Consider the following 22,662-nt stretch of genomic DNA (forward strand, 5'->3'; position numbering starts at 1 on the left):
CGAGCAGCTCCTTCTTACGGCATGGAATAGTGTATGTCTTATCTATAATCTCCGTATAGTTATACCTGCTCTTCCGGGTACAATTCCGCTTCCGCTTATAAGGTCTGGATGAAAGAGGATCTTTGTAGTGATATTTTACAGTCCGGAGAATAAATTAGGTGATAAAAGGGAATGCGCAGGGTGTACTTAATACATGAAAAAAAGTGTGTGTACACGTAACAATACCGTTAAGAGGGAGTGCTGACGTGGAGCGGAAAACGTTGTCGCTTTGTATTATAGTTAAAAATGAAGAACAATGGATAAGGCGCTGTCTTTCAAGTGTCAAAGAATTTGTGGATGAGATGATCATTGTGGATACAGGGTCCACGGATCGCACCCCGGATATCGCCCGCTCGCTTGGAGCGGGCGTTTATTCTTTTCCGTGGAACGGGAATTTTGCGGAAGCACGTAACTACGGAATAATCAAAGCTTCAGGAGATTGGATTCTTTGGCTGGACGCAGATGAGGAAGTGGATGCCGCCCAAGCTCATCATCTGCGCGAAGTGCTCGATCTGGAACACGTCAATATCGCGTGTATAGAGCTCATTAATTTCTATGGGCATTCGCCGCCTCATCCGGATCGTCTTTATCGGTTGGCGCATCATCGTCTATTCCGTAACCGGATAGGACTGCAATTCAAAGGGGCTATTCACGAACAGCTTAACGTGGATGATGTACTGGAGGATTTAACTGATACACCGAATCTGGGCGTTAAAGTCTACCACTATGGATATTTGGAACATGTGACACGAAGCAAATCCAAGTTTCAACGCAATCTCTCCATGCTTCTTAAAGCTTCGGAAGGCAAAGATCCGGATCCTTGGGTCGAGTACCATATAGCAAGTGAATATTATCGAATAAACGATTACCCGCTGACCTTCGAACATGTTAACCGATCTATCGTCCAATTTTTACAGAAAAGGATCACGCCTCCATCCATGCTGTATAAACTGAAGTATGCTTCGCTGATTTTGACTGGAAGCTATGATGGAGCATGGCCTGCGATTGAAAAAGCCATTGCTTTGTATCCGGATTATGTGGATTTGCATTTCTATAAAGGTGTCATTTTGTTGAATAAAGACAGAATTAAAGAAGCGATTGGAGCCTTTGAGCACTGTTTGGCACTAGGAGAAGACAATTTGAATTATCTCACACTCAAAGGACTTGGATCTTTTCAGCCCTACTATTACCTCGGGCAATGCTATGAAAAGCAAAAGAAATGGAACGATGCAAAAGACTCTTATGCCGCAGCGCTCAAACTTTCACCGGATCATCCAGAAGCAAGTTGGGCTTACAGACGGCTGAGCCGACTGGAAGAAGACAGCGTTAAGGAGGAAGAACGGAGCCAGCCATGATTACAATCAGCTTATGTATGATCGTTCGTGACGAAGAGAAGACCCTGGCAAGAATCCTGCAATCCGTAGGAGACATTGTAGATGAAATCATCATTGTGGACACGGGTTCTACGGATAAGACCAAAGAGATCGCTTTTCTTTTCACGGATAATGTGTATGACTTTGTGTGGGTCGAAGATTTTGCCGCAGCTCGCAATTTTTCTTTCTCTAAAGCTACACAATCCCACATCCTGTGGCTGGATGCAGACGACATTTTAAAAGAAGAAGATCGTGTGGGGCTTAAGCTGCTTAAACAAACCTTGTCCCCAGACATAGATCGTGTCACAATGCCCTATAATCTGGCCTTTGACGGAGAGGGTAAAGTTACTTCAAGCTTACGCAGGAACCGGCTTGTAAGGAGGGAATGCGGATTCCAGTGGATAGGGCCTGTGCATGAATATTTGGCCGTTTCCGGAAACTATCTGGACAGTGATGTCTGCATTACACACCATAAGCAGAAGTCTCATACGGACCGCAATTTACAAATTTACCGCAAACGGCAGCAAGCAGGAGAGCAATTCTCAGTACGCGACCTGTATTATTTCGCAAATGAACTAAAAGATCATGCCCTGTACGAGGAAGCGGCCGGTTATTACGATGCTATGCTGAACACGGGTCAGGGATGGATTGAAGATAACATTCAAGCTTGTCTGAAACTATCCGAATGCTATACGCATCTGACCAATCAGACGAAGAGATTTGAGTCTCTGACACGGGCGCTGCGTTATGAAACACCACGTCCCGAAGTGTCTTGCGCGCTCGGAAACTATTTTATAGAGGAAGAGAAGTATGAGACTGCTATATTCTGGTACCAACAGGCGATCAGTATAACCCCTGCTGAAACAATGGGGATGATGAACCGGACCGCTTCTACCTGGTATCCACATCTGCAGCTTTGCTTATGCTATGACCGGATCGGTGAGTATAAGCAAGCTTTTGAGCATAACGAACGGGCGCTTCAAAGCAGCCCTGCCCATCCCAGTATGCTGTATAACCGCAATTATTTTCGGACTGCACACAATCTAGTGGCAAGTGAGTAGTGAATTCATAGGAGGGGGCTGACCGAGTGAACAGAACAAGCATCATCATACTGACTCATAATCAAATCTATCTGACCTATCTTTGTTTGGAAAGTATAAGACGCCATACACCTGAACCGTATGAAATTATTGTCGTTGATAACGGGTCAACAGACCGCACCGTTAAATACTTGCTCGGTCAGCCTGATGTCCTGCTGATTCAGAATGAGACGAATCTTGGCTTTGCCAAAGGATGCAACCAGGGGTATGCAGCAGCGACGGGGGATACGATATTATTTCTGAATAATGATACGATCGTAACACCCGGATGGCTGACGAGAATGTTGTCGGCACTATATAGCGACACTATCATCGGAATGGTCGGTCCTGTAAGCAATTACGTTAGCGGGCGTCAGCAGATTCCTGTCCATTATCAGGATTTCTCCGAAGCGGAAGCTTTCTCAATCCAGCATGCCGCTCAGCATAAAGGGCAGCGGTCGGATGAAAGACGTATTGTCGGCTTCTGCATGCTTGTCAAACGCGAGGTTCTGGAAGAGGTTGGATGCTTCGACGAGCAGTATGGCCTTGGCAATTATGAAGATGATGATTTATGCCTTCGGGTATTGAATAGCGGATATCGCATTCAAATCGTATATGATTCTTTTATTCACCATTTTGGACATATGACGATGGGAATTCTGAACGAATCCAGCTTACATGAACTGCTTGTCCTTAACCGGGAAAAAGCCCGCCAGAAGTGGGGGGCAGATATCCATAGTCTGATATACAAAGAACCGGCGACAATGTCTGTTATCGTACCGATCGGTCCGGCAACTTCATGCCGGCAGTTAAAACAGATGATGGAAAGCGTCAGGCATTTGGCTGATGAATGGATACTACTGGGGAATCAACCTTCAGATGAAGTTAAAGATTATGTATCGGGATTAACATGTCGGGTCATTACCTCAGAGCTAGGGGATTCTGGAGTTCCGGATTGGTCCTATATGCGCTCAGCGGCAACCAAACAATATCTTCTCTGGATGAATCCGGAGGAATGGTTTGCAGGTGCGCAAGCGCGCAGACTTGCAGGAGTGAAGCTGCAATTGGATGGTGACGCTAATGGGATAAGTATTCTGTATAATATGAAGCTCAGTTCAGCGGACAGCGGCCTGGTGACGTTGAGGAGGATACGGATGGTGCGCAGAGAAGCAGAATTCAGCTGGAACGCGGCTATACATGAATTCATCCCGAACCCTGCTGCGATCAGGAATACCGATATTTGCCTAACCTTACAGTAAAGGCACGCCTTCATTCCCGCCAGCTATTCATCTTCACATTCCTCATAACAATCAAGATCGTGATCATGATCTTCTCTGCAGCGGGAGTGGCAGGAATGCTGTTCATAATGATCTTCCATCAGACAGATAATCCGGTCCATTTTATTCAGACCCAGCCATTGCTCCATATTAATATCTTCCAGTAATTTGGAAACGGAATTGTTAAAACGCAAATAATCTTTGGTTTTCACACAATTGGAATGATTGGCATAGTGGACGAAAGCCTGCATTTTCTCGGCTTCGGCGTTGAGTATATGAGCAATTGAAAGTTCATTCATAGCTATGGAACTTAATAAGAGAGAGATTGTCTCTTTCTTCGTAATGGAAATAGTCGGCGTAATATTGGGGATAGATGGCTGGGACATTGAATGAAGACCTCCTATGTAACTTATATTTTTAAATTGTCCCTTTTAGTGTATGGCTTAGCATGATTGTCCTATGTGGGGGCAGACAACTTAACATAGACAATCTTTCCTATCATCCGGCAAGAGGTGAAACGGACTGACTTCTGCTCAGGTTTGAGCATGAGCGCTTCTTCTCTTGCATATGTTTAATATAAAAAAACTTGCGGTAAAGGTTCTGCAACTGCTGGAAGAGGAGGTGTATGTATGAAATACGATGTTGTTCCGGATAAGCTGCTGCTGGAGATGGATGAAGAAGAAGGGCCGAAGACTGGTGACGGGGAAGTAAATTCTGCAATTTTTCCGCAAAAAATGATCAATGATCTCACCTTACATAGTCAAAATCTTTCCAATGCAGATACGTTAAGAGAACTTTTGTGCTCAGCCGCATTGGAGGAAACTGCGATTGCTCATTTAATTCATGCCCAAGCCAATAAAATTGAAGCTTTTACAGGCAGGGACAACAGTTTTCCTACTTCGCCTACCAATCAGCAGATAAATGATTTTCAAAATGGGATTGCACGGGTGTTTGAAGCTATGGTGGAGAAGCAGAAGCAGCTCATTCGAATGATCGAGATCAGCAAACGGCTGTTGGAACAAGATGATTTGAGAGAAGGCTGAGGAGAGAGAATAGAGCGTCCTTATTCTGTCTTCTAAATAGAACTGTAAGGAGATAAGCGTATGTCCCTGCCCGTAGTTCCCAACATTACGCCGGACATTACTTTGACGGCAGAAGATGCTTACAATATGCTTCTAATCTCGATCGCTATGGAAGAAATCGGATTAAGCCACATCATTAATGCGGAAGCAGAGAAGATTCAGTTTGTCCTGGGAACTCTACATGCCTGCTCAGAGCCAGGGACCATGAAGGAAATTATGCTAATCAACAAAGAAGTCCGGGCAACACTGGATACCGTATTGCTGGAGGAAATGCTGTTGTATAGAAAACTGAATACCATTGTGAATATGATGCACAAATAAGAAACAAGCAGGAAGCTTAATGAAAGCTCTGCTTGTTTTCTCATTTAAGTAATCGACACTCCGCCGCTTGCATATCCCGCTATTGTAGTTGCCAGAGCAATTCCCGTAGTCGTTACGGAGAAGACTAGCAAGAGGCGGGTTTGGGAAGCAACAGGAATGCTTAAGCCTGTCGCAATAGCATTAATGACAGTGCCTACTGAAAGTATGCCAGTTAGTGCAGGTAAGGTGACAAGAGCGCCGGCAACCGGGGCGAAGGTGTTGTTAGGTGCAGTTGAGCTGTACAGCTGGGCAGTAATTACAGCCGTTCCAAGTAAAGTGAGTGCCGTAGTAACACTGAAATATCCGGCGATAGATGTGATCGTACCCGCCCGCGGTATCGAATAGGCAAAGTTGAAAGCCGTACCGCCGGCTCCGGTCAAATCAATATTTCCGCCCGTGAGGGAAACACCTGAGAAAGAGTTACCGAATCCGACAAGACTCGTCGTTCCTAACAAGCCGCCTGCAAGCGTTGTTAAGGTAACGGGTGCTCCCGAAGAATAAGGGATTATGGCGCTAGAGCCCGTAGGTCCGGTAGGTCCGGTGACACCGGTTGCCCCGGTAGGCCCAGTTGCTCCTGTCGCTCCGGGGGCAGCGATAAGGGCGTAATCCGGTGATGTTCCCGGTACTCCTGTCGGAGGCGCAGAAATCACAATATAGGTGCCGCCTTCATAAGAGACCACCTGACCCAGCGGGTAGGTCGGTGCTGCTCCGGCATCAAAAGCGGTGATTCCTCCCAGGCCAATCCCGATAGGCCCGGTCGATCCTGTCGGACCTGTCGTTCCGGCAGCGCCAGTGGGACCCGTTGCCCCGGCGGCACCGGTGCTGCCGGTTGCTCCGGCAGGACCTACAGCTCCGGCCAGACCTGTAGGTCCGGTTGCACCCGTGGCTCCTGCCGGTCCGACTGGACCGCCGGCTGGTCCTGTAGGTCCGGCAGGACCAGTCGGTCCGATCAGGACGGAAGAGTTAAGGGCACTCTCCATTTTGGACTGGAGAAACAGCTGATTCCTGGCGGTAGAGTCCAATGTGCTGCGGATGCTCTGGTTCACTGTCAGCAGGTCGCTGATTGTGGCTGGCGGTCCCGTCAGACCGGGCAGCGTTCCCAGCACGTACTGCAGCTTCTCTCCTTCCGCATTGATAATGTGACTTAACCCTAATTCTTCTAGTGCAATGGAAGACAAGATTAAATTAATGGCGTCTTCTCTAGTTACGCTGATCGTAGGGGTTATATTGGGGAGATTTGCCTGCGACATTGAATAAGCCCCTTTCTGAATGGAATGAATAGTTATCTTCAGTTGCATTTTATTCGGGAACAGGCAGGATGATTGTACTGTACCAAGATATGGGCTAGTAGCTGTTCGAACCGATGTACGTGAGATCCTACTGAGATCCTGCACAACCAACAACCGTGAATCATACGATAAATTACTTCAAACTACAGGGGTAAGGGTTAACTATGCACAGCATTAAGGACCAACATCCCACTATGACCGACTGGTCTCTGTAGGTAGGAATTCCATTGTTTATTAAGGAGACGGCCATGCATAGATTTTGGGAAAGATTGATCAAACCGGCGATGGTTGCGGTACAGCCTGGAACAATCGTTGAGATCGGCTCCTTAACAGGACTGACCACGGTAAAATTGCTCGAATATTGCAGAGCTGTGGAAGGGAAATGCATCAGTATTGATCCTTATCCTCAATACGATGTGACCGTCTTTAAAGCGTTCTATAAGGAGAGGTTCGAGGTACTGGAGCAGCTAAGCTTAGAGGCGCTGCCTCAAATCGATTCATGCGACATGCTGTTCATTGACGGGGATCACAATTGGTATACCGTATACCATGAGTTGAAGCAGGCCGAACGGATTGCGAAGCTTCAAGGAAGGTTTCCAGTTATCGTCTTGCATGATACACAGTGGCCTTATGGTCGCAGAGATATGTATTATCAGCCTGATAACATACCGGATGAACACCGCAAGCCTCATGCCAAGAGAGGAATAGAGCCCGGACAGTCAGAACTCCTTGAATTTGGAGGCTTCAATTGCACCGTAGATAATGCCTTATTTGAAAAGGGAGAACGAAACGGCGTGCTGACTGCTGTTGAGGATTTTATGCAGGAAACGGAGTATCCTCTCCAGTTTAAACAAGCACTTTCCAATAACGGTTTAGGATTCCTCTATCCCAGAGATAAAAAAATGGATGCAATCATCTCTTATCTGATAGAAACTTCAGGCTTGTAAGTTAATTGACTAATCTTGACAGATTCTACGCATGCTAATGGATGAGGTGATGATGATGAGTCAGGATCCATCCAGTCCAAATTTCGAGGAAATATATAAGAACTACAGGCAGCAGGGAGCTGTGCATGCAAATGAGGAACAACTTCAGGCAGCTGCGGCAGAAGGACAAGAGTTTATTATTGCTGTGCGAAAAAACAACGATGGTGATATCATAGCCGTTCAAACCTCGTCGGGGCGCGAACTGGACTATGTGACGGCTCTAAGCGAAGCGAAAAACGGGGCACTTGCCAATGTAGATGTGTTCCACCGCTACGGACGCGATATTCTGCGCAGTGAGCCGGATGGCGTTAAAGACAACAATCTGGATAATCTGCCGTTGTTTTAATCATGCACCGAACGTCAAAGAGCCTGAGGAATTCCTCAGGCTCTTGCTTACATTTAAATGGATAACAAGTTCTTTTGAATATCAGTGCGGTCTGTATATGGAATATCCAAAATGATAGAGGGAAGAGTCATTGGAAACCAGCTGGTTTCCATTGGAGTAAACCTGGAATGGAATAATATCGTAATAATGATAAGAGGCATAACCGGTGAACATGTTCTGACCGATAGCCGGTTGAATCCCGCTGATGGTTACGCTGAAGGAACCCGTACTGCTTGTTGTGGTCGATGCAGAATAAACCTGATTATTCAGTTTGGTTTGGATAAGAACGGTAACCGGAGCATTAAACGCTGGTGCACCGGAGGCATCTTGGGCCAAACCTGTGACGGTCATATAGTTCTGAACTCTCCATTTGTTTCCTTGGCCATAATTGATACGCGCACCTGCGTCAATATTCGGATCGGAGGTGATGCTTTGAATATTGACTTGCGTAGGCGTTTTGAATTCATTGAACGCAAGCGTGTAGGGAGCGGAGGCATTCGATGAGTTCAGTGAAACGACTCGCAAGTAATACGTACCCGCACCAAGGGAGGCGTCAACGTTCGTATTCTGATTAACAGAGCCGACTGAACCTAGATTCTGATTGAAAATTTGAAGCTGGTAATTAGTCCCCGCGGCTGTGTTGGACAAATTAATATGAAATTTTTTGGAGGCCGTAACCGTTAATTTGAACCAGTCTGCATCCAGAGTATTATCAATCGTCTGCTGGTTAACGGTGAAAGAGTCGGTCTTCAGCTGTGCATGCCAAATATTATCGTCCGGCTCGGCCGCATCATAGACAGGTGATTGTACGACGGTGAAATAATAAGGATTTACCGCATCGAATCCTGCATAGGCATCCACAGCCAGAAAGTAAATTCCCGCTGGAGCGATCCGGCTTATTTGTTCGTTTGAACCTGGTCCGTAAGAGGAAACTTCCTGCTCAACCAATTGACTGGTAGCAGGATCATACCGGAACAAATACAAGTCATAATCGACTGACGCCGACTGTACGGTCTGAAGGTAGGCCGTCAGCTTGCCGGGCGAGTTCGTTTGGAGAACATACCATCTTTGACCGCTTGCTTCCGATATCTTATCGGAATATACAGCTCCCGTTACGACGGTGGCAGCTGAGCCCGGACTGTCATTAATTGCCGTAGTGACCAGCGAATTCTGAAGTCGTGCCTCCAGCTTACCGGCTTTGGGCGCATCAAGCTGCGTGCGCGGGTCTGCAAGAGACTGCTGCGGCACCTTGCTCTCCACATTAGGCGTCAATTGCTGCGTCTGGTTAACCGGAGCTACAGCTGCTTCCGCTTTTCCACCGAATCCGCTTACCAGTACCGATGCGATAATAAGTGCGGACCCTACAATATTCCTGAACCTCATAAACTCCCTCTCCTTCTCCTATTCAAAATGTGACCGCGGCTGCGGTTATATGTAAGCGTAGTTATACGCCTCATACCAAAATAAACTCTAGTACGGTTTACCGGATATTACTTGTGCCGAATATTACTGGAATCGAAGGGAAAGGGAGACTATCTTTGTAAAGGAATAGGAGGAGCGAGAATGGTGAGAATGCAGCAGAGCTGAAGAGCTATAAGTAGAATTGGAATAGATAAGTTAACCATAATCAAGTAATTATAGCTGAATTCTAGCATGTGGTTTCAAGATATGTCAATGCATTACATTATTGGATTTTTAATAGGACTTATTCTGGTTGATTGTATTAGTTCCCAAAATAAATAAAACATATTTATACCTTTTAAGGATATAATTGTTATTCCGTGAGTCTGATATAATAATTGCGAAAGAAAAAAATGATCTATACTCCATAATTAAATATATAAAAACGCCTGAAAAAGCAGCATGAGCTCGTTTCCCGCTAGTAAGAGAAGGGAGCGGTCTCTGCTTTTTTTAATGATCCGTGATTTAAGCGGAAAACAATAGGTAGAGGGATAACAATGGTCCATATGGACGAACAATGGCTGGAGCTGATCGGCAAGCGGGAACAAGCAAAGCAGGAGGCCATGCTGGACGGTTTTTCGTAAATCGGTAAATGTAAAAAGCTTCCCTGGTTCCAGGCTGGGGCCTGCGCTTTTTCGTCGTTTCGGATTATGAACTTTCGTCAGCCTAAATAGGCAGGGGTCTCGACTTATTTCCTGAAAGGACATACTCCCGTCTATTGGCCTTTAATCTTACTGGGCTGTTAAAATCAGTGGTCCGTCTGGCGTGACTGCGATTGTATGCTCATACTGCGCCGACAACTTGCCGTCGGCCGTTCTCGCTGTCCAACGATCTTCGTCGATCGTGATTCGGAACGTACCTTCGTTGATCATCGGTTCAATCGTAAAAACCATGCCTTCCTTTAACCGAATGCCTTTACCGGCTGCGCCGATATGCTCGTAGCTCGGCTCCTCGTGCAGGCTCCGCCCGATCCCGTGGGCCAGCAGATCGCGTACGACTGAATAGCCATTCGCTTCCGCATGCCGTTGAATCGCTGACGTTATGTCACCGAGCCGGCTACCGGGGAGAGCGCGGGCGATCCCGAGATCTAAGCATTCCTTTGTCACCTTCATTAATTTTTGTGCCTCCGGCCGGATATTGCCCACCGCGTAACACCAGCACGAATCCCCGAACCATCCGCCGTATTCCACGACGATGTCTAGCTTCAGCAAGTCGCCGTCCATAAGCTCCCGGTTCGAAGGAATGCCGTGGGCCACTACATCGTTGACCGAAGTACAGGTTTCGGCGGGAAAACCGTTGTATCCTTTCGTAAACTGCTTGCCGCCCAGCTTGGTGATATGTCTGGCAACAAAGTCATTGATTTCCCGGGTGGTAATTCCAGGCTGGATCAGTTTGGTCACCTCGCGGTAGCAGTCCGCAACGATTTGGCTCGCCGGCTTCATCTCTTCGATTTCCCTAGGTGATTTTAAAATGATCATATTTGTTTATTCGCTCCTTATTAACTTTATAATTTTAAAAACCGGGCGATATCCATGGCCTCCTCATGCAGCTTTCCGCGGCGAAGCGAAAGCGAGGCGCAGCCGACCAAGGCGGCCAGCAGCATTTCCGCGCACTGCAGCCAGTACGGCGGCTCCGCCGTGTTTACGCCGGAAGCGGCAGCTCCGTCCGCTGCATGCTCGTTTTCCAGCAGCACGACCAGCGGCGTGAGCACCTCCCGGCGAAAGGCGGCCGCGAGCGGGGCTGAGCGCGCTTCAGGCAGCCAGGAAAAGCTCTCCCCGGCGAGCTTATGCAGCAGATACAGGGCGTGGTCGTCCGCCCAAAGCTGCATCAGCCGGACGCCGGCGGCGGCTGTGGGGCCAAGCTTTGCGGCAGCGGCTGTTTGCCGGCTTTCGCTTCGGGAATCCGCATCAGCCGAGTTCCCGGTGAAAGCCTCCGCAGCGTAGCCCCAATGCCCGTCCGCTGGAGCCTGCCCTGATGCCAAAGCGCTCGGGACCTCCAGCGGTGCCTCCAGCCATCTCCCGGCCCGCTCCAACGCGTCCCATAGCAGATCGTGGAGCAAATCGCCCTTATTGCTGTAATAATGGTATACCGTGCCATAGCCGAGTTCCGCCTGCGCGGCCACATCGCGGATTTCCAGTAAAGGCCCTTTATTTAAAAACACGTCGGCAGCTGCTTTCCGGATTTGCGCCAGACGCCGCAGCCGTATCTCTTCGTTTTGTTCCTTCGTGCGTGGAGTCATCTCTTCCGTTCACCTCTTTATTTTTGACCTGCTACTATGTCAATATAAACCATCGCCTTGCGAATAACAAGAGATTAGCTCGTGGATTCCGGTTTAACCTAGTAAACGGTGTAGATTCTTTCGACATGGTGGACAAGAAGTTATATTTCAATATGATGAATCGGCTGTCGGATTGAGATAACACCATAATAGAAATTGCTTATATATTTGAAGGTAAAATAAAAGATGAGTAGAACTTCACTTATAAATAAGATTAAACAGAACTATTACAATAATTCTCAGAAGAAATAATAGGGTACATATACTACCAACTTTGATGAATTGTTATACGTATTATTAACAAAGTTTACATTGTAGTTGATGGCTATATATTTTAAATTCATCTTTAGATGATAATAATGCTGTTATTTTTTCGAGGAGTGAATAGTATGCAGACCAACCTTTACTTTGTAAGACATGCGGAATCCGTGTATGCGGCGGGAGCAGAACGCACAAGAGGTTTGACGGAGCAAGGTAAACAAGACGCAGGCAGAGTGAGAAACCTGCTAATGGGCGAGCAAATTGAAATCCTTGTATCGAGTCCTTATGAACGGGCTGCAGCTACCATTCGGGAGTTGTCACATGTATTAAAGATTGAGGTAATTATTGAAGAAGACTTACGGGAAAGGCAGTTAACAGGAGAAGGTTATGAAATCAAATCAGAGCATTTTTATATGTCGAAGCAGAAGCTGTATGAGGAATGGGATTTCTCTTTTCCTGGTGGAGAGTCCAGTAGTCAGGCTCAGAAGAGAGCTGTACATGTCCTAAATAAGTTAATGAATGAGTTTGCCGGTAAACGAATTGTCGTCGGGACCCATGGAGATATTATGGCACTCATGATGAATTATTTTAACCCCCGTTATGATTATGATTTTTGGAGATCGACTACGATGCCGGATATTTATAAGTTAGAATTTGCCGACAAGAAATTGCAGGAAGTAACGAGACTTTGGAGCGAGCGGATAATTTGATTATTCAATAATATTTTGACAAGGTTGATCATGGAGTGATAGATAGATGAGGATTATCTTTTTGGACATTGACGGTGTATTGAATACAGATCGTGCTGTAAGAATGCAGAAAAATAGTAATAAAGACACGATTGATTTCGATCAAGAATCGATGATGAATCTCGCAATGATTTTAAAAGAAACAAATTCATATATAGTGCTAACTTCAACATGGCGAATTCACTACGGTACTGACAGCAGATTGTGGACGGAGCTCATAAGAAATTTTGTTGAATTTGGAATTGAAAAAAGGTTGTTAGACATCACTCCGATTCTAGACAAACATCTTCACACGGAGAACAGATGGAAAGAAATCGAAATGTGGCTGCATGAGAACCAGGAAACTAGATCTATTGAGTCCTTTGTAATATTAGACGATGAGTGGGATATGGGTATCTACACCAAGGATCGTTTTTTGAAGTGTCAAGGGTATAGAGGAATAAGTATAGAATTAAAAGAGAAAGCAGTCGAGCTTTTAAGAACGCCAATAATCTGATGACAAACCTTCCCTTTACCATGGATGTTCCTCGTCCTTAGAGACTCCCGGTTCATTAAGGCACACATACAAGGAAAGTTCATCACATAATTTCAGGAGTTTAAAGTGTTGCTCTATCATGCTTTCGCCGGGTTGGTTCAGTTTCGCTTTAAGACGCTGCTGTCTAGCCCAAGGAAGTTCTGGAAGCAGCCATTGCATTTAAGGCGTTCTCAAAATAGCTATATACTTCATCTGCAATTCCCAGAAACTCTTCAACAAGTACATTACTATCCAAGTAACAAGCATACAGATAATCAACTAAAGCGGAGTCAATCTCACAATAGTTTAATATGGCATTCTTCATCTTAATAATGTCGTCTTGCCATACACCTGTATCTTCTAAAACCAAAGAGTATAATGCACGAATTAATCTCTTAGAGTAACCTTTAATATATCTAGTTTTCATTGTGTTATCACTAGTATTAGAAAGTAAACTATGTATACGATCTACTTCCTCCCTGGTCTCTGTATTTAAGTCTAAAATGAACTCTGGAGAAATAATTATCGGTGGTACTTTTTCACCAACGTCATGACCATACATGCAAACACAAATTATCTTTACCCAAAAACCCCACTCATTTGGTTTACTTAATACATCGTCAATCGAGCAAATTATCGTATCAATCTTAGTTACTACTGGATATTCTTCCAAAAGCCTGTCTTTAATATTTGACAATCTTTCGTAATCGATATCTTTGGGATTTACACATACAATAGTAAAGTCTGCATCTGAGTTAAAAGGTTTAGCAGTTCCTTTTGGAATCGAGCCACACATATAAATGCTATGAATCTTGCCTTTAAATTCGGTAAGTATATTATCTATATACTTATCAACAAAATCCTTATATTCACTTTGTATTACAATTCTATTTATAACTTTTTCTAATATCATATAGACTCCTCCTAAACTAAGAACTTCTTTCGGCTAACGTCTTTTTGCGAACTTCGTAAATTCGTCATGACTAAAGTTATTTCGCGAAATCATTCAACTATCCTGCCAGTTAGTTTAATAATCAGCCTGACGAAATATACCGCAAGATATTTTTGAAGATGCGGTTCATTCTATGACACGATTTGTGAATGGAGAAAGAGAACAATGACTAGATGTTATGGAGTTCGTATGTTTTATGTTAATGGTGCGATTCATGAAGAAGGCATATTTGATTCTTTTGAACATGCAGAAAAATTTGTTAAACAGATCAGGATTTTAAATCCTCATAATTCCATTCTCGATAAAGGGAGAATCCTCATTTTTTCAACCGAATTAAATTCTTTTGAGCCTTGGGAAGAAAAAAATGATCTGGGAGTACGATATTAAAGGTGAATTGTGCAGAACACGTACTAGTAACAACAGTTGGTCTACAAAACAGAGTGGAGTAAGACCTACTTGATAGATTATCTGAGTCCATCCGGGTATTTTACCCATTGTCATGTAGAGGAGGAGGGCATTTTCAAATACGATCTGTCTCTTCCATATGATCTTGTGTTCCTTCAGAATTTATCCGAGCATTACAAAGGTATAAATAAATTAGATGAATTTCAACTAAACTTAAGCAGAAATAAGAAAAGCATCAAAAAACTATTTTGATTAGCAGCTTAAATAAATCTACTAAAACTAAGAAGGTAACAAGAGATGAAACTACTTTTTATTTGCAGCCGCAACAAATGGCGGAGTCTGACCGCCGAAAAAATATTTGATGGTTACAACGGTTACGAGGTTAAATCGGCTGGGACGGAAGAAGGTGCCCGGATTAAAGTGACAGAGGGGCTCATCGGATGGGCGGATACAGTCTTTGTAATGGAAAAGAAGCATACAAGAAGGCTTCAAGATAAATTTTCAGCTAAAGTAAGGAGTAAGCAAGTGATCTGCCTGGACATTCCGGATGATTATAAATTTATGGATGAAGAATTAATCGAGATTTTGAAGTCAAGAGTATCCGATTATTTGGAGGTTCCTGAATAACCCTTTACGGATTTGTCTGCACATCTATGAGAGGAGTATCCCTGTCTATGCCCTTTACATTTGCTCATCCTCTATATGCGGGACCCTTGAAGCTGATCTTCCCCCGGTATTTGAGTTTAACCGGACTGATACTTGGCAGTATGTCCCCTGATTTTGAATATTTTATAGCCCTTGAACCCTACCAGCTCATAGGCCATTCTTTAGCGGGTTTGTTCCTGCAGGCAATCCCGCTCAGCATCTTGCTGGCTTTTGTTTTTCACCACATTCTGAAAATTCCACTCGTTGATCATTTACCAGCCACAGCTCAAATAGAGAATAAAGCGAGGGGACTTCTACGAGATTGGAAATTAAACAGTCTGCGCAAATGGATTGTTTTTCTTTTGTCTGTCATAATCGGTTTTTATTCGCATGTTTTATTGGATGCATTCACGCATTTGTCTGGATGGTTTGTAAGCAGAGTTGGGATTTTACAGAGTACGATCATGAATGTTCCGTTGTACAAGATTTTACAGCACATCTTGTCTATTGCAGGTTTATTGACGGAAGGATTGCTTGTGCTTCTCCTATGGAAAAAAGCTGAACCAATAAACCGGCCAGCTGGGAAACCTCGATCTGCTAAACAGAGCTATTGGATGGTTGTAGGTCTTGTTACTGTAGCTGCCGTAATTGTTAAAGTTACACTTACTAGCAGTACGAATTATATAGGCATACTGGTTGTTTCGCCGATTTCAGGATTTTTTGTAGGACTGCTTGCTGCAAGTATATGGGTTAAAAGGAAAGTTCATAAAGTTAATAAATAGTTGATCTTTCCCTTCCCAAAATAAACCACATAATATAAAATATATTCAAAATGTAAAATAAAATATTAATGACTTTTGAATGGAGAAGAGTTTAACGATGCAATTTTCCTTTGAACTAAAACCGTATAACGATTTTTGGATGAATTGCATTCTAAATGCAGCTTATACCATAGCCGTTACGGTGGACCCCAGTTACAAATATGCGGCTTTAATGAACGATTACCGTTACAAAACATGGGGCGCAGCCATTGATTCTTCATTTATTACACCTACGCTTGATGTGTTGGATTATGAAGAAAATTGGAACGATTTTATTCTGCATCAGGTCATCGCCAAGGAAACGCCTCATACTTTTAAAGATTCTGCTGACTTTCTATCGGAATTAAAAGAAATTATTGCGGACAAACAAATTATAAAATTAAATGTGGATTTATTTTATTGGCTGCCTAAAAATATTGCCTGTAATAAATTTCACATGAGCCATTACGCCATTATTAATGGTTTTGATACTAGGGCGAAGATGTACCACGTTCTGGATGATGATATCGATGGCTACGGCACTCACCTTATTCCGGAAGAAAGAGTCGTTGAAGCCTTTATGAATTCAGGCGCTATGACTGACAAGGAGTTTGGAGGTCCGCATGCTTACATTTATCATCTCCAGGATCAGATTGTGCCTTACCGATTATCTTTACAAGACATACAAAATCATGCAGCAAGATTAAAAAGAGAATTAGCTGATTTTTCTTTCGATGGTTTGTGGGATATTAAAAACAGCGATCGGTTTGATGATTACATACGAATTTCTTTAATTGGAATTAACATTATCTCCAGTCGTCAAGCAGCCAATGGAATGTTAATTCAAGCCATGAATGAATTGGACTTAGTAGATGAATCGTTGTTCCAGGCATTACGGCTTCATGTGAACAAAATACAGCATGGCTGGAAATCAATTAAGCAGATTTTTATCAATAAAACGATCAATGGTGATAAAACGCTGAACCTTCCTCTGATCCAATCTAAGGCCAATGAACTGCTGGGATTAGAAATGAAAATGTGGTCCTTGTTAGTTGAAATAGAGCAAAAAGAAATGATCATAATGGGGCGGGAGAGTTGAAGATGGCAAATGAAGCAGAAGAGAAAATTCTGAGTATATTCAAAAAAAATGATGTGAACGTATCCAAATCGGATTATGACAAGCCGCTTGATGATTTGTGGGGGGTAGATTCCATTTCATATGTTCAAATTCTAGCCGATATTTCGAAAGAATTTCAATTCCAAATTACCGACGAAGATTTTATTCTAGCAGATTTAAATACATTTAATGGTATCATGACTTTTACGAATTCCAAGTTGGTGTCCGTTTAAGCCGTAGGGAATTTCAAAATGTGGACGAAAAGGTGACTTAGTATAAGCTAATCCTTTACAATGGTGTATGGAATGAATTTATTTCATGCTATTGTGAAGGATTTTTTTTCCAAGATTCTTCAATATACAATCTATTAATAAAAGGAATGAAAAGCGATGATAGTCAATTTTGAAGTCAGACAATCCACGATCGGCGATTTGAATGAAGTTGCGGAGATTTTTAACCAATACCGGATTTTCTATGGACAGGATTCGGATGTGGAACGCGCAAGGCAATTTCTATTCGACCGCTATGAGCACCGGGAATCGGTCATTTTCATAGTTCAAGATGTTCTGCAGAACAGATTGGCGGGATTTACACAGCTTTATCCGGTGTTCTCATCGATTTCGCTTGAGCGTTCTTATCTCCTGAATGATCTCTACGTGCAAGAAGAGTACAGGAAACAAGGTGTGGGTCACTTGCTGCTTGAAGCCGCCAGAGACTATACGGCGCAAATGAGAGGCAAAGGGCTTGAACTGGCGACAGCTCTGGATAACGAGCGGGCACAGCGTCTATATGAACAACACGGATTTGTCAAAGACGAGGAGTACTTGCATTATTTCTTGAAAGTATGATTTATTATTTTATCGCGCTGCTGGCGGCGGCGCTAATCCTGCTTTTCAGCAACGTTAGAAATGAAACCAACCGCTGGGCCGCGTTTTTTCTGATGAGCGCTTCTGTAGGAGGCGTTGCGGACACTTTCTATCAGACCGGACTGCCAAGGCTTGGAGATACTGCACAGCTTCTGAATCATACGCTCACGCCTTACGGGGTTTTGGTCTTTTGTATCGTGTATTCGGGTAAAGTATCACGCAAAGCTGCAAGACTCCGGTTAAAAGGGACGCTGGTGCTTCCCGTTCTCTTGATGCTGGCGATCACGCCATTGGTGCCGGTTTTGGAGCTGGATTTCGGCTTACTGCTTCTATGGACGGCTCCATACTATCTGGCATCCTGTTATCTTCTGCTGGCTTCGCTGTGGTCGGAAGAGAACCGCTGGAGGAAGAGGAACCGTCTGATCACCACGATAATTATTGTGCCGACTCTTCTTGCCGTCCTGGTGTTTATTAATATTGCCAAGGTGATCTCGCCGGATTTTGATTTTTTCGGCTACATCTCCGTATTTATGATCTACTCATTTGTGGTTGCCATTCTTGGCGTGTTTCTTTACGGGGTTCTGGGAGTACGGCTCCGGTTTGAGAGAGAACCGCTGGACAGTACGATGAAAGCCGTCAGTTCGGGCACGACTTTGCTCAATCATACGATCAAGAACGAATTGGGCAAGATTGCTATCAGTACCGTTAACTTGAAGCATAGCATCGGTGAAGCGGATGAACAAACACAAGCGCATCTGGCTATGATTGAAAAAGCATCGGGGCATATGCTCGCGATGGTTAACCGTATCCACAGCCAGACGAAGGATATTGTAGTGGAGCCGCATCCGTGCAGACTTGCCGAACTGACAGATGTCTGTGTTTCTGACTATATGAGGCAGCAGGGCAATGGCGCAATCGTAATAGAAAGAAATTTTATGACTCATCCGGTTGTGGTCTGTGACGCTATACATATGAAAGAAGTCATCGGCAACATTCTGGCGAATGCAGGCGAAGCGATGCCGGATGGCGGCACAATCACGATTAAGCTTGAATCAGGCAGCAAAGGTGTTTCCCTGTCGTTTCACGATACAGGTAAGGGAATTCCGGCAGATCAGCTCACGCAGGTCTTCGAGCCGTTCTACAGTACCAAGAACCGGTCACGGAATTTCGGTCTCGGCCTATCTTACGTATACAATGTGATGCAGCAAAGCGGAGGTTCGGTTGTTGTGAATAGCCGGGAAGGGGCGGGTACAGTTGTGACGCTTAATTATCCGCGTAAAAAAATCGCCGAAAGCAGCAGGGAGGCTGAGAATGAGTCACATTAAAGTGCTCCTTGTAGAAGATGATCCTGATTGGATTAAGGCCATGACCGCCTTTCTGAACAGAGAACCGGACATTCTGATAGTCGGCGCAGCATCCAGTCCGGAGGAAGCTATCCGGCTTGCAGGTACTCTTGTATTTGATGTCGTGCTGATGGACATTCATCTTACAGAAATGGGTTTGGACGGAATCTACACGGCTATCGAGATTCATGAGATCCATCCGGCCAAGATCATCATGCTTACGTCGGTAAACGATGAAGAAGTCATCAGACAGGCATTTACGGCAGGAGCTGTAAATTACATTGATAAAACCAGATTTGCAGAGCTTCCTCATGCAATCCGGAGCGCGCATCATCATCCTTTTGCCATGGAGGCGCTGCTTAAGGAATATGCCAGGCTTAAGAGAGAGGAGCAGCTCAAGGAACTGACGGCTGCCGAACGGGAAGTGTTTGAGCTGATTGAAGAGGGCTATACACAGTCCCAGATTGAGAAAAAGCTGGTGAAGGCGGAAAGCACACTGAAGAACCAGGTGAACAAAATGCTCAAAAAACTCGGCGCAGCCAGCAGTAAAGAGGCCGTTGAAAAAGTCAGGCGCAGAGGATTGTTCCGTGGTAAAAAAAGAGAATAAGCGAACCGGATAAAGGCAGGGTACTACAAAACGTAGTACCTTTTTTTGATGCGTTCTATAAAAGATGGTTCTGATGCGGTGAGGAGCGCCGGTTTACAATAGAAGGGAGAGGGAGGGATAACGATGAAGCATTCATATCAGAGGAAGCAAACCATAAGCTCTACTCCCATTATTCTGCTGATCGACGGCCAATGCAGTTTGTGTCATGCCATAACACGGTTTGTTATCCGGCGTGATCCAGGCATGCGGTTCCGCTTCGCTTCCATTCAATCCGCAGCCGGGCAAAAGCTTCTGGCCAGATGCGGATTGTCGCAGAATGATCTGGATACGTTCGTGATGGTGAAAGACGACAACTCCTATATCAAATCCGATGCGGCTTTGCGCGTATTCAAAGAGCTTCGAGGAATGTGGCCTCTGCTGTACGGCGGTATTATATTCCCGCTGTTGCTGCGCGACAAAGTCTATGACGTGATAGCGCAAGGACGTTACCGCTGGTTCGGAAGGAATGAGGCTTGCATGCTGCTGACCGAAGAACATAAGCAAAGATTTCTGGAAGATGAACCCGGGGAGGCTGCCGGCTTTGAAAAGAAAACCGATTTACGTTGAACTTACAATCGGTACAGATCTGGACACGATCTGGAAGCATACCCAGACACCGGAGCTGCACCAGCAGTGGGATCTCCGATTCTCCGAGATCACGTACCTGCCAAGACGCAGCGCGGAAGAACCGCAGCAGTTCCTATACCGCACAAGGATCGGATTCGGGCTCGACATCTCGGGTACAGGAGCCACAAGGAGCTTGATCCGCCCTGCGTCCGGCGAGCGGATCTCTACCTTGAAATTCGGCTCCGGTCAGCATCTGTCCCTGATCCGTGAAGGCAGCGGATACTGGAAGTATACGGAGTCAGAGGTCGGAGTCACCTTTCTGACGCAGTACGGCTACCAGACGCGCTTCGGAGCCGCAGGCCGCTGGTTCGACGCGCTGCTGTTCCGTCCGCTGTTCGGTTATGCAACAGCGTGGAGCTTTGACCTGCTGCGTATCTGGCTGGAGCTGCGCATTCCCCCTGCAGTCACGATCCAGCGGGCGGTGCTTCACTACTTCAGCGTGCTCATGCTTGCGCTGCTGTGGGGGTGGCAGGGCCTGGTTCCCAAGCTTCTGTATCCGGAAGGCGGGGAACTTGCCCTGCTGCAGGCGACGGGCTGGCTCGGCGGATTCGAGCGGCCGGCGCTTGCTCTGCTCGGCGCTGCGCAAATCACAGCCGGCGGGCTGGCACTCTGGCTGCACCGGCGCAGATGGGCGTACACGGCCCAGATCACGGTGCTTGTCCTGCTTGCGGCTGCTGCGCTCATTCACAGCCCGGCGCTGCTGCAAGCCCCTTTCGGACCTGTGACTTTGAGCGGTTCGATGATTGGCTTCTGCCTGCTGGCCTGCCGGTCCACAGATGGAATTCCGCAGGCGGGGCGCTGCAAGCGCAGGCCCGATCATTCTGCGAAGGAGTGTGATGAAACGTGACGTCCATCTATGAGCTGGCGTTAGGCCCTGCTTTTAAGAGCCTGCATCCGCGCATTCAGGAGCGCTTCGGATTCTGCAGCTCCGACCGGACAGCCTCCATTGGTCAAGGAGTCATGGAGCGGATCTGGTTCAGCAAGTGGGCCGCTCTCCCGCTGCTTCTGGGCACAACCCGCCATATCATGTTTCCGCAGGGAGGCAGCGGCATTCCTTTTACGATAGAGAATTACGCTTACCAGGACAGCTATGGCAGGGAAACCGTAACCTGGATTCGTAAATTTAAATTTCCGGGTATGATTCGGCATTTTGACGCTACCATGATCTACAGTTCGCAGCGGCAGGGGATTGTAGATTATTTGGGCAACAAACAGCATCTGGCGGTCGATTTGGAGATAGCGGCAGCCCCAAATCAGGGGATCCGTATCCGCTCCGGCGATCAGCGTTTCTACGAAGGCTGGCTCGGTTTCAGGTTTCCGCGGATATTCACGGGTACGGCGGATGTTTGCGAATGGTATGATGAGGACATCGAACGATACCGCATTTCGGTTGAGGTCACGAATCCGATTCTGGGGACTGTTTTTCAATACAAAGGCACCTTCCGGGCGCATTTTATCGAAACGCAGCCTTCCTTCATTCCACTGGACGTGAAACCGCTCCGGGAGGAATTTCGGGAATAAGTGCGCACATCGGGAACCATTTCCTATTTGAATGGTCTTATTGGTAGAGGTGATACTTTTGGAGCGGCATTACTTGCATGATCTAGCCCCTGGTTACGACCGCGATCAGGTTTTGGCTGATCTTATGGCCGAATATGGAGAGGACGTCTGGAATTTTGCTTATTTTCTTACGCGCAAATCTCATGCGGCAGATGATATTTCCCAGGATGTATTTCTGATCGTCTACAACCGTTTATATACGTTCCGGGGCGAATCTACCGTCAAAAGCTGGCTGCTCAGCATAACCAGGAACAAATCGCTGAATTATTTGAAAACCGCCTTCATTCGCAAAGTAATTCTTGTTGATGTTCTGACAAACCGGCCGGAATCGTCGCCTTCGCCGGAAACCGTCGTTTTCGACCGTATAGCCTCGAAGGAACTGTGGGACTGTGTAATTCAGCTTCCGCTCAAATTCCGTGAAGTCATTCTGCTTCATTATCATTACGGACTGCCGAATAAAGAGATTGCCCTGCTGCTAAAGATTTCTGAAGGAACGGTCAAGTCGCGCATGTACCGGGCCAAGAACAAATTGAGCGCCATGCTGGCCGAACAGCGGGAGGAGGAGTAG

28 protein-coding genes are annotated in these 22,662 nt (G+C 45.7%); 21 read left to right on the forward strand and 7 right to left on the reverse strand.

The window, feature by feature from the left end; all coding sequences use genetic code 11:
- Positions 1–245: 245 nt before the first annotated feature.
- Genes AR333_RS13705 through AR333_RS13715 form a run of 3 tightly spaced genes read left to right on the forward strand, consistent with a single transcriptional unit; the run spans position 246 to position 3,750 of the window.
- Positions 246–1,394 carry a glycosyltransferase family 2 protein gene (locus AR333_RS13705; protein ID WP_068775896.1) on the forward strand — a complete coding sequence of 383 codons (1,149 nt, stop codon included), beginning with the start codon at positions 246–248 and terminating at the stop codon, positions 1,392–1,394.
- Positions 1,391–2,473 carry a glycosyltransferase gene (locus AR333_RS13710; RefSeq protein WP_068775897.1) on the forward strand — a complete coding sequence of 361 codons (1,083 nt, stop codon included), beginning with the start codon at positions 1,391–1,393 and terminating at the stop codon, positions 2,471–2,473. Before AR333_RS13705 ends, AR333_RS13710 begins: the two co-directional genes overlap by 4 nt.
- Before the next feature lie 26 nt (positions 2,474–2,499).
- Complete coding sequence (locus tag AR333_RS13715; RefSeq protein ID WP_068775898.1) at positions 2,500–3,750, forward strand: glycosyltransferase family 2 protein; 1,251 nt, start codon at positions 2,500–2,502, stop codon at positions 3,748–3,750.
- 23 nt (positions 3,751–3,773) lie between these two features.
- On the opposite strand, the gene AR333_RS13720 is transcribed toward AR333_RS13715, so the two are convergent.
- Entirely contained in the window at positions 3,774–4,154 is a 381-nt protein-coding gene (locus tag AR333_RS13720) for a hypothetical protein (protein ID WP_068775899.1), read from the reverse strand.
- Between the two features lie 243 nt (positions 4,155–4,397).
- On the opposite strand from AR333_RS13720, the gene AR333_RS13725 reads away from it, so the two are divergent.
- On the forward strand, positions 4,398–4,811 hold the full coding sequence (locus AR333_RS13725; RefSeq protein ID WP_068775900.1) for a hypothetical protein: 414 nt from the start codon (positions 4,398–4,400) through the stop codon (positions 4,809–4,811).
- Between the two features lie 60 nt (positions 4,812–4,871).
- Positions 4,872–5,171: a hypothetical protein gene (locus AR333_RS13730; RefSeq protein ID WP_068775901.1), complete on the forward strand. Its 300-nt coding sequence runs from the start codon at positions 4,872–4,874 to the stop codon at positions 5,169–5,171.
- A gap of 44 nt (positions 5,172–5,215) precedes the next feature.
- Here AR333_RS13730 and AR333_RS13735 read toward each other — a convergent pair whose 3' ends face one another.
- Positions 5,216–6,460, reverse strand: coding sequence for an exosporium glycoprotein BclB-related protein (locus AR333_RS13735; RefSeq protein ID WP_084783659.1), 1,245 nt, complete (start codon positions 6,458–6,460; stop codon positions 5,216–5,218).
- A gap of 287 nt (positions 6,461–6,747) precedes the next feature.
- Between AR333_RS13735 and AR333_RS13740 the strand changes: the two genes are divergently transcribed.
- Both AR333_RS13740 and AR333_RS13745 read left to right on the forward strand, forming a co-directional pair.
- Positions 6,748–7,446: a class I SAM-dependent methyltransferase gene (locus tag AR333_RS13740; RefSeq protein WP_068775902.1), complete on the forward strand. Its 699-nt coding sequence runs from the start codon at positions 6,748–6,750 to the stop codon at positions 7,444–7,446.
- A 55-nt stretch (positions 7,447–7,501) separates the two neighbouring features.
- Positions 7,502–7,831 (forward strand): DUF3892 domain-containing protein, encoded by a 330-nt coding sequence (locus AR333_RS13745; RefSeq protein WP_068775903.1) that lies wholly within the window; start codon positions 7,502–7,504, stop codon positions 7,829–7,831.
- Positions 7,832–7,912: 81 nt separating this feature from the next.
- Here the strand turns inward: AR333_RS13745 and AR333_RS13750 are convergent, their stop codons facing one another.
- From AR333_RS13750 to AR333_RS13760, 3 genes are all read right to left on the reverse strand, one after another.
- Positions 7,913–9,253 carry a hypothetical protein gene (locus tag AR333_RS13750; protein WP_068775904.1) on the reverse strand — a complete coding sequence of 447 codons (1,341 nt, stop codon included), beginning with the start codon at positions 9,251–9,253 and terminating at the stop codon, positions 7,913–7,915.
- Between the two features lie 809 nt (positions 9,254–10,062).
- On the reverse strand, positions 10,063–10,809 hold the full coding sequence (gene map / locus AR333_RS13755) for a type I methionyl aminopeptidase (RefSeq protein WP_068775905.1): 747 nt from the start codon (positions 10,807–10,809) through the stop codon (positions 10,063–10,065).
- 26 nt (positions 10,810–10,835) lie between these two features.
- The gene (locus AR333_RS13760) at positions 10,836–11,570 is read right to left on the reverse strand and encodes a TetR/AcrR family transcriptional regulator (protein ID WP_068775906.1); all 735 of its coding nucleotides are present in this window, start codon (positions 11,568–11,570) and stop codon (positions 10,836–10,838) included.
- Between the two features lie 428 nt (positions 11,571–11,998).
- Here AR333_RS13760 and AR333_RS13765 point away from each other — a divergent pair, with 428 nt between their 5' ends.
- Together AR333_RS13765 and AR333_RS13770 are read left to right on the forward strand one after the other, a co-directional pair.
- Positions 11,999–12,580, forward strand: a complete 582-nt coding sequence (locus AR333_RS13765) for a histidine phosphatase family protein (protein WP_068775907.1) — start codon at positions 11,999–12,001, stop codon at positions 12,578–12,580.
- 61 nt (positions 12,581–12,641) lie between these two features.
- Entirely contained in the window at positions 12,642–13,115 is a 474-nt protein-coding gene (locus tag AR333_RS13770; RefSeq protein ID WP_156430912.1) for an HAD domain-containing protein, read from the forward strand.
- Positions 13,116–13,130: 15 nt separating this feature from the next.
- Here the strand turns inward: AR333_RS13770 and AR333_RS25755 are convergent, their stop codons facing one another.
- Positions 13,131–13,313: a DUF3891 family protein gene (locus tag AR333_RS25755; protein ID WP_156430913.1), complete on the reverse strand. Its 183-nt coding sequence runs from the start codon at positions 13,311–13,313 to the stop codon at positions 13,131–13,133.
- The gene (locus AR333_RS13775; protein ID WP_068775909.1) at positions 13,279–14,046 is read right to left on the reverse strand and encodes a nucleotidyltransferase domain-containing protein; all 768 of its coding nucleotides are present in this window, start codon (positions 14,044–14,046) and stop codon (positions 13,279–13,281) included. The genes AR333_RS25755 and AR333_RS13775 overlap by 35 nt, the downstream gene beginning before the upstream one ends.
- A 204-nt stretch (positions 14,047–14,250) precedes the next feature.
- Between AR333_RS13775 and AR333_RS13780 the strand changes: the two genes are divergently transcribed.
- The 12 genes from AR333_RS13780 to AR333_RS13840 all read left to right on the forward strand — a co-directional run bounded on the left by AR333_RS13780 (position 14,251) and on the right by AR333_RS13840 (position 22,662).
- On the forward strand, positions 14,251–14,472 hold the full coding sequence (locus tag AR333_RS13780) for a hypothetical protein (RefSeq protein WP_172798854.1): 222 nt from the start codon (positions 14,251–14,253) through the stop codon (positions 14,470–14,472).
- Positions 14,473–14,787: 315 nt separating this feature from the next.
- Entirely contained in the window at positions 14,788–15,117 is a 330-nt protein-coding gene (locus AR333_RS13790) for a low molecular weight protein tyrosine phosphatase family protein (RefSeq protein WP_068775912.1), read from the forward strand.
- Positions 15,118–15,164: 47 nt separating this feature from the next.
- Positions 15,165–15,917 carry a DUF4184 family protein gene (locus tag AR333_RS13795; RefSeq protein WP_068775913.1) on the forward strand — a complete coding sequence of 251 codons (753 nt, stop codon included), beginning with the start codon at positions 15,165–15,167 and terminating at the stop codon, positions 15,915–15,917.
- A gap of 97 nt (positions 15,918–16,014) precedes the next feature.
- On the forward strand, positions 16,015–17,034 hold the full coding sequence (locus AR333_RS13800; RefSeq protein ID WP_068775914.1) for a hypothetical protein: 1,020 nt from the start codon (positions 16,015–16,017) through the stop codon (positions 17,032–17,034).
- A 2-nt stretch (positions 17,035–17,036) separates the two neighbouring features.
- Entirely contained in the window at positions 17,037–17,285 is a 249-nt protein-coding gene (locus AR333_RS13805) for an acyl carrier protein (protein WP_068775915.1), read from the forward strand.
- A gap of 156 nt (positions 17,286–17,441) precedes the next feature.
- Positions 17,442–17,900, forward strand: a complete 459-nt coding sequence (locus tag AR333_RS13810) for a GNAT family N-acetyltransferase (protein ID WP_068775916.1) — start codon at positions 17,442–17,444, stop codon at positions 17,898–17,900.
- Positions 17,897–19,243 (forward strand): HAMP domain-containing sensor histidine kinase, encoded by a 1,347-nt coding sequence (locus tag AR333_RS13815; protein ID WP_068775917.1) that lies wholly within the window; start codon positions 17,897–17,899, stop codon positions 19,241–19,243. Before AR333_RS13810 ends, AR333_RS13815 begins: the two co-directional genes overlap by 4 nt.
- Positions 19,230–19,868, forward strand: a complete 639-nt coding sequence (locus AR333_RS13820; RefSeq protein WP_068775918.1) for a response regulator transcription factor — start codon at positions 19,230–19,232, stop codon at positions 19,866–19,868. The genes AR333_RS13815 and AR333_RS13820 overlap by 14 nt, the downstream gene beginning before the upstream one ends.
- Before the next feature lie 123 nt (positions 19,869–19,991).
- Positions 19,992–20,474: a thiol-disulfide oxidoreductase DCC family protein gene (locus AR333_RS13825; protein WP_068775919.1), complete on the forward strand. Its 483-nt coding sequence runs from the start codon at positions 19,992–19,994 to the stop codon at positions 20,472–20,474.
- On the forward strand, positions 20,449–21,381 hold the full coding sequence (locus tag AR333_RS13830; protein WP_156430915.1) for a DoxX-like family protein: 933 nt from the start codon (positions 20,449–20,451) through the stop codon (positions 21,379–21,381). Before AR333_RS13825 ends, AR333_RS13830 begins: the two co-directional genes overlap by 26 nt.
- Positions 21,378–22,055, forward strand: coding sequence for a DUF4166 domain-containing protein (locus AR333_RS13835; protein ID WP_068775921.1), 678 nt, complete (start codon positions 21,378–21,380; stop codon positions 22,053–22,055). Before AR333_RS13830 ends, AR333_RS13835 begins: the two co-directional genes overlap by 4 nt.
- 73 nt (positions 22,056–22,128) lie before the next feature.
- The gene (locus AR333_RS13840; RefSeq protein ID WP_253735838.1) at positions 22,129–22,662 is read left to right on the forward strand and encodes an RNA polymerase sigma factor; all 534 of its coding nucleotides are present in this window, start codon (positions 22,129–22,131) and stop codon (positions 22,660–22,662) included.

It is taken from the genome of Paenibacillus sp. FJAT-26967 (genome assembly GCF_001541095.1).
Taxonomy (GTDB): domain Bacteria; phylum Bacillota; class Bacilli; order Paenibacillales; family NBRC-103111; genus Paenibacillus_F.

Excerpts from the sequence above, each read along its gene's own strand:
- AR333_RS13710 (WP_068775897.1), top strand. The coding sequence starts at position 1,391 with ATGATTACAATCAGCTTATGTATGATCGTTCGTGACGAAGAGAAGACC.
- AR333_RS13720 (WP_068775899.1), bottom strand. The coding sequence starts at position 4,154 with ATGTCCCAGCCATCTATCCCCAATATTACGCCGACTATTTCCATTACG.
- AR333_RS13725 (WP_068775900.1), top strand. The coding sequence starts at position 4,398 with ATGAAATACGATGTTGTTCCGGATAAGCTGCTGCTGGAGATGGATGAA.
- AR333_RS13730 (WP_068775901.1), top strand. The coding sequence starts at position 4,872 with ATGTCCCTGCCCGTAGTTCCCAACATTACGCCGGACATTACTTTGACG.
- AR333_RS13735 (WP_084783659.1), bottom strand. The coding sequence starts at position 6,460 with ATGTCGCAGGCAAATCTCCCCAATATAACCCCTACGATCAGCGTAACT.
- AR333_RS13740 (WP_068775902.1), top strand. The coding sequence starts at position 6,748 with ATGCATAGATTTTGGGAAAGATTGATCAAACCGGCGATGGTTGCGGTA.
- AR333_RS13745 (WP_068775903.1), top strand. The coding sequence starts at position 7,502 with ATGAGTCAGGATCCATCCAGTCCAAATTTCGAGGAAATATATAAGAAC.
- AR333_RS13750 (WP_068775904.1), bottom strand. The coding sequence starts at position 9,253 with ATGAGGTTCAGGAATATTGTAGGGTCCGCACTTATTATCGCATCGGTA.
- map (WP_068775905.1), bottom strand. The coding sequence starts at position 10,809 with ATGATCATTTTAAAATCACCTAGGGAAATCGAAGAGATGAAGCCGGCG.
- AR333_RS13760 (WP_068775906.1), bottom strand. The coding sequence starts at position 11,570 with ATGACTCCACGCACGAAGGAACAAAACGAAGAGATACGGCTGCGGCGT.
- AR333_RS13765 (WP_068775907.1), top strand. The coding sequence starts at position 11,999 with ATGCAGACCAACCTTTACTTTGTAAGACATGCGGAATCCGTGTATGCG.
- AR333_RS25755 (WP_156430913.1), bottom strand. The coding sequence starts at position 13,313 with ATGCAATGGCTGCTTCCAGAACTTCCTTGGGCTAGACAGCAGCGTCTT.
- AR333_RS13775 (WP_068775909.1), bottom strand. The coding sequence starts at position 14,046 with ATGATATTAGAAAAAGTTATAAATAGAATTGTAATACAAAGTGAATAT.
- AR333_RS13780 (WP_172798854.1), top strand. The coding sequence starts at position 14,251 with ATGACTAGATGTTATGGAGTTCGTATGTTTTATGTTAATGGTGCGATT.
- AR333_RS13790 (WP_068775912.1), top strand. The coding sequence starts at position 14,788 with ATGAAACTACTTTTTATTTGCAGCCGCAACAAATGGCGGAGTCTGACC.
- AR333_RS13795 (WP_068775913.1), top strand. The coding sequence starts at position 15,165 with ATGCCCTTTACATTTGCTCATCCTCTATATGCGGGACCCTTGAAGCTG.
- AR333_RS13800 (WP_068775914.1), top strand. The coding sequence starts at position 16,015 with ATGCAATTTTCCTTTGAACTAAAACCGTATAACGATTTTTGGATGAAT.
- AR333_RS13805 (WP_068775915.1), top strand. The coding sequence starts at position 17,037 with ATGGCAAATGAAGCAGAAGAGAAAATTCTGAGTATATTCAAAAAAAAT.
- AR333_RS13810 (WP_068775916.1), top strand. The coding sequence starts at position 17,442 with ATGATAGTCAATTTTGAAGTCAGACAATCCACGATCGGCGATTTGAAT.
- AR333_RS13815 (WP_068775917.1), top strand. The coding sequence starts at position 17,897 with ATGATTTATTATTTTATCGCGCTGCTGGCGGCGGCGCTAATCCTGCTT.
- AR333_RS13820 (WP_068775918.1), top strand. The coding sequence starts at position 19,230 with ATGAGTCACATTAAAGTGCTCCTTGTAGAAGATGATCCTGATTGGATT.
- AR333_RS13825 (WP_068775919.1), top strand. The coding sequence starts at position 19,992 with ATGAAGCATTCATATCAGAGGAAGCAAACCATAAGCTCTACTCCCATT.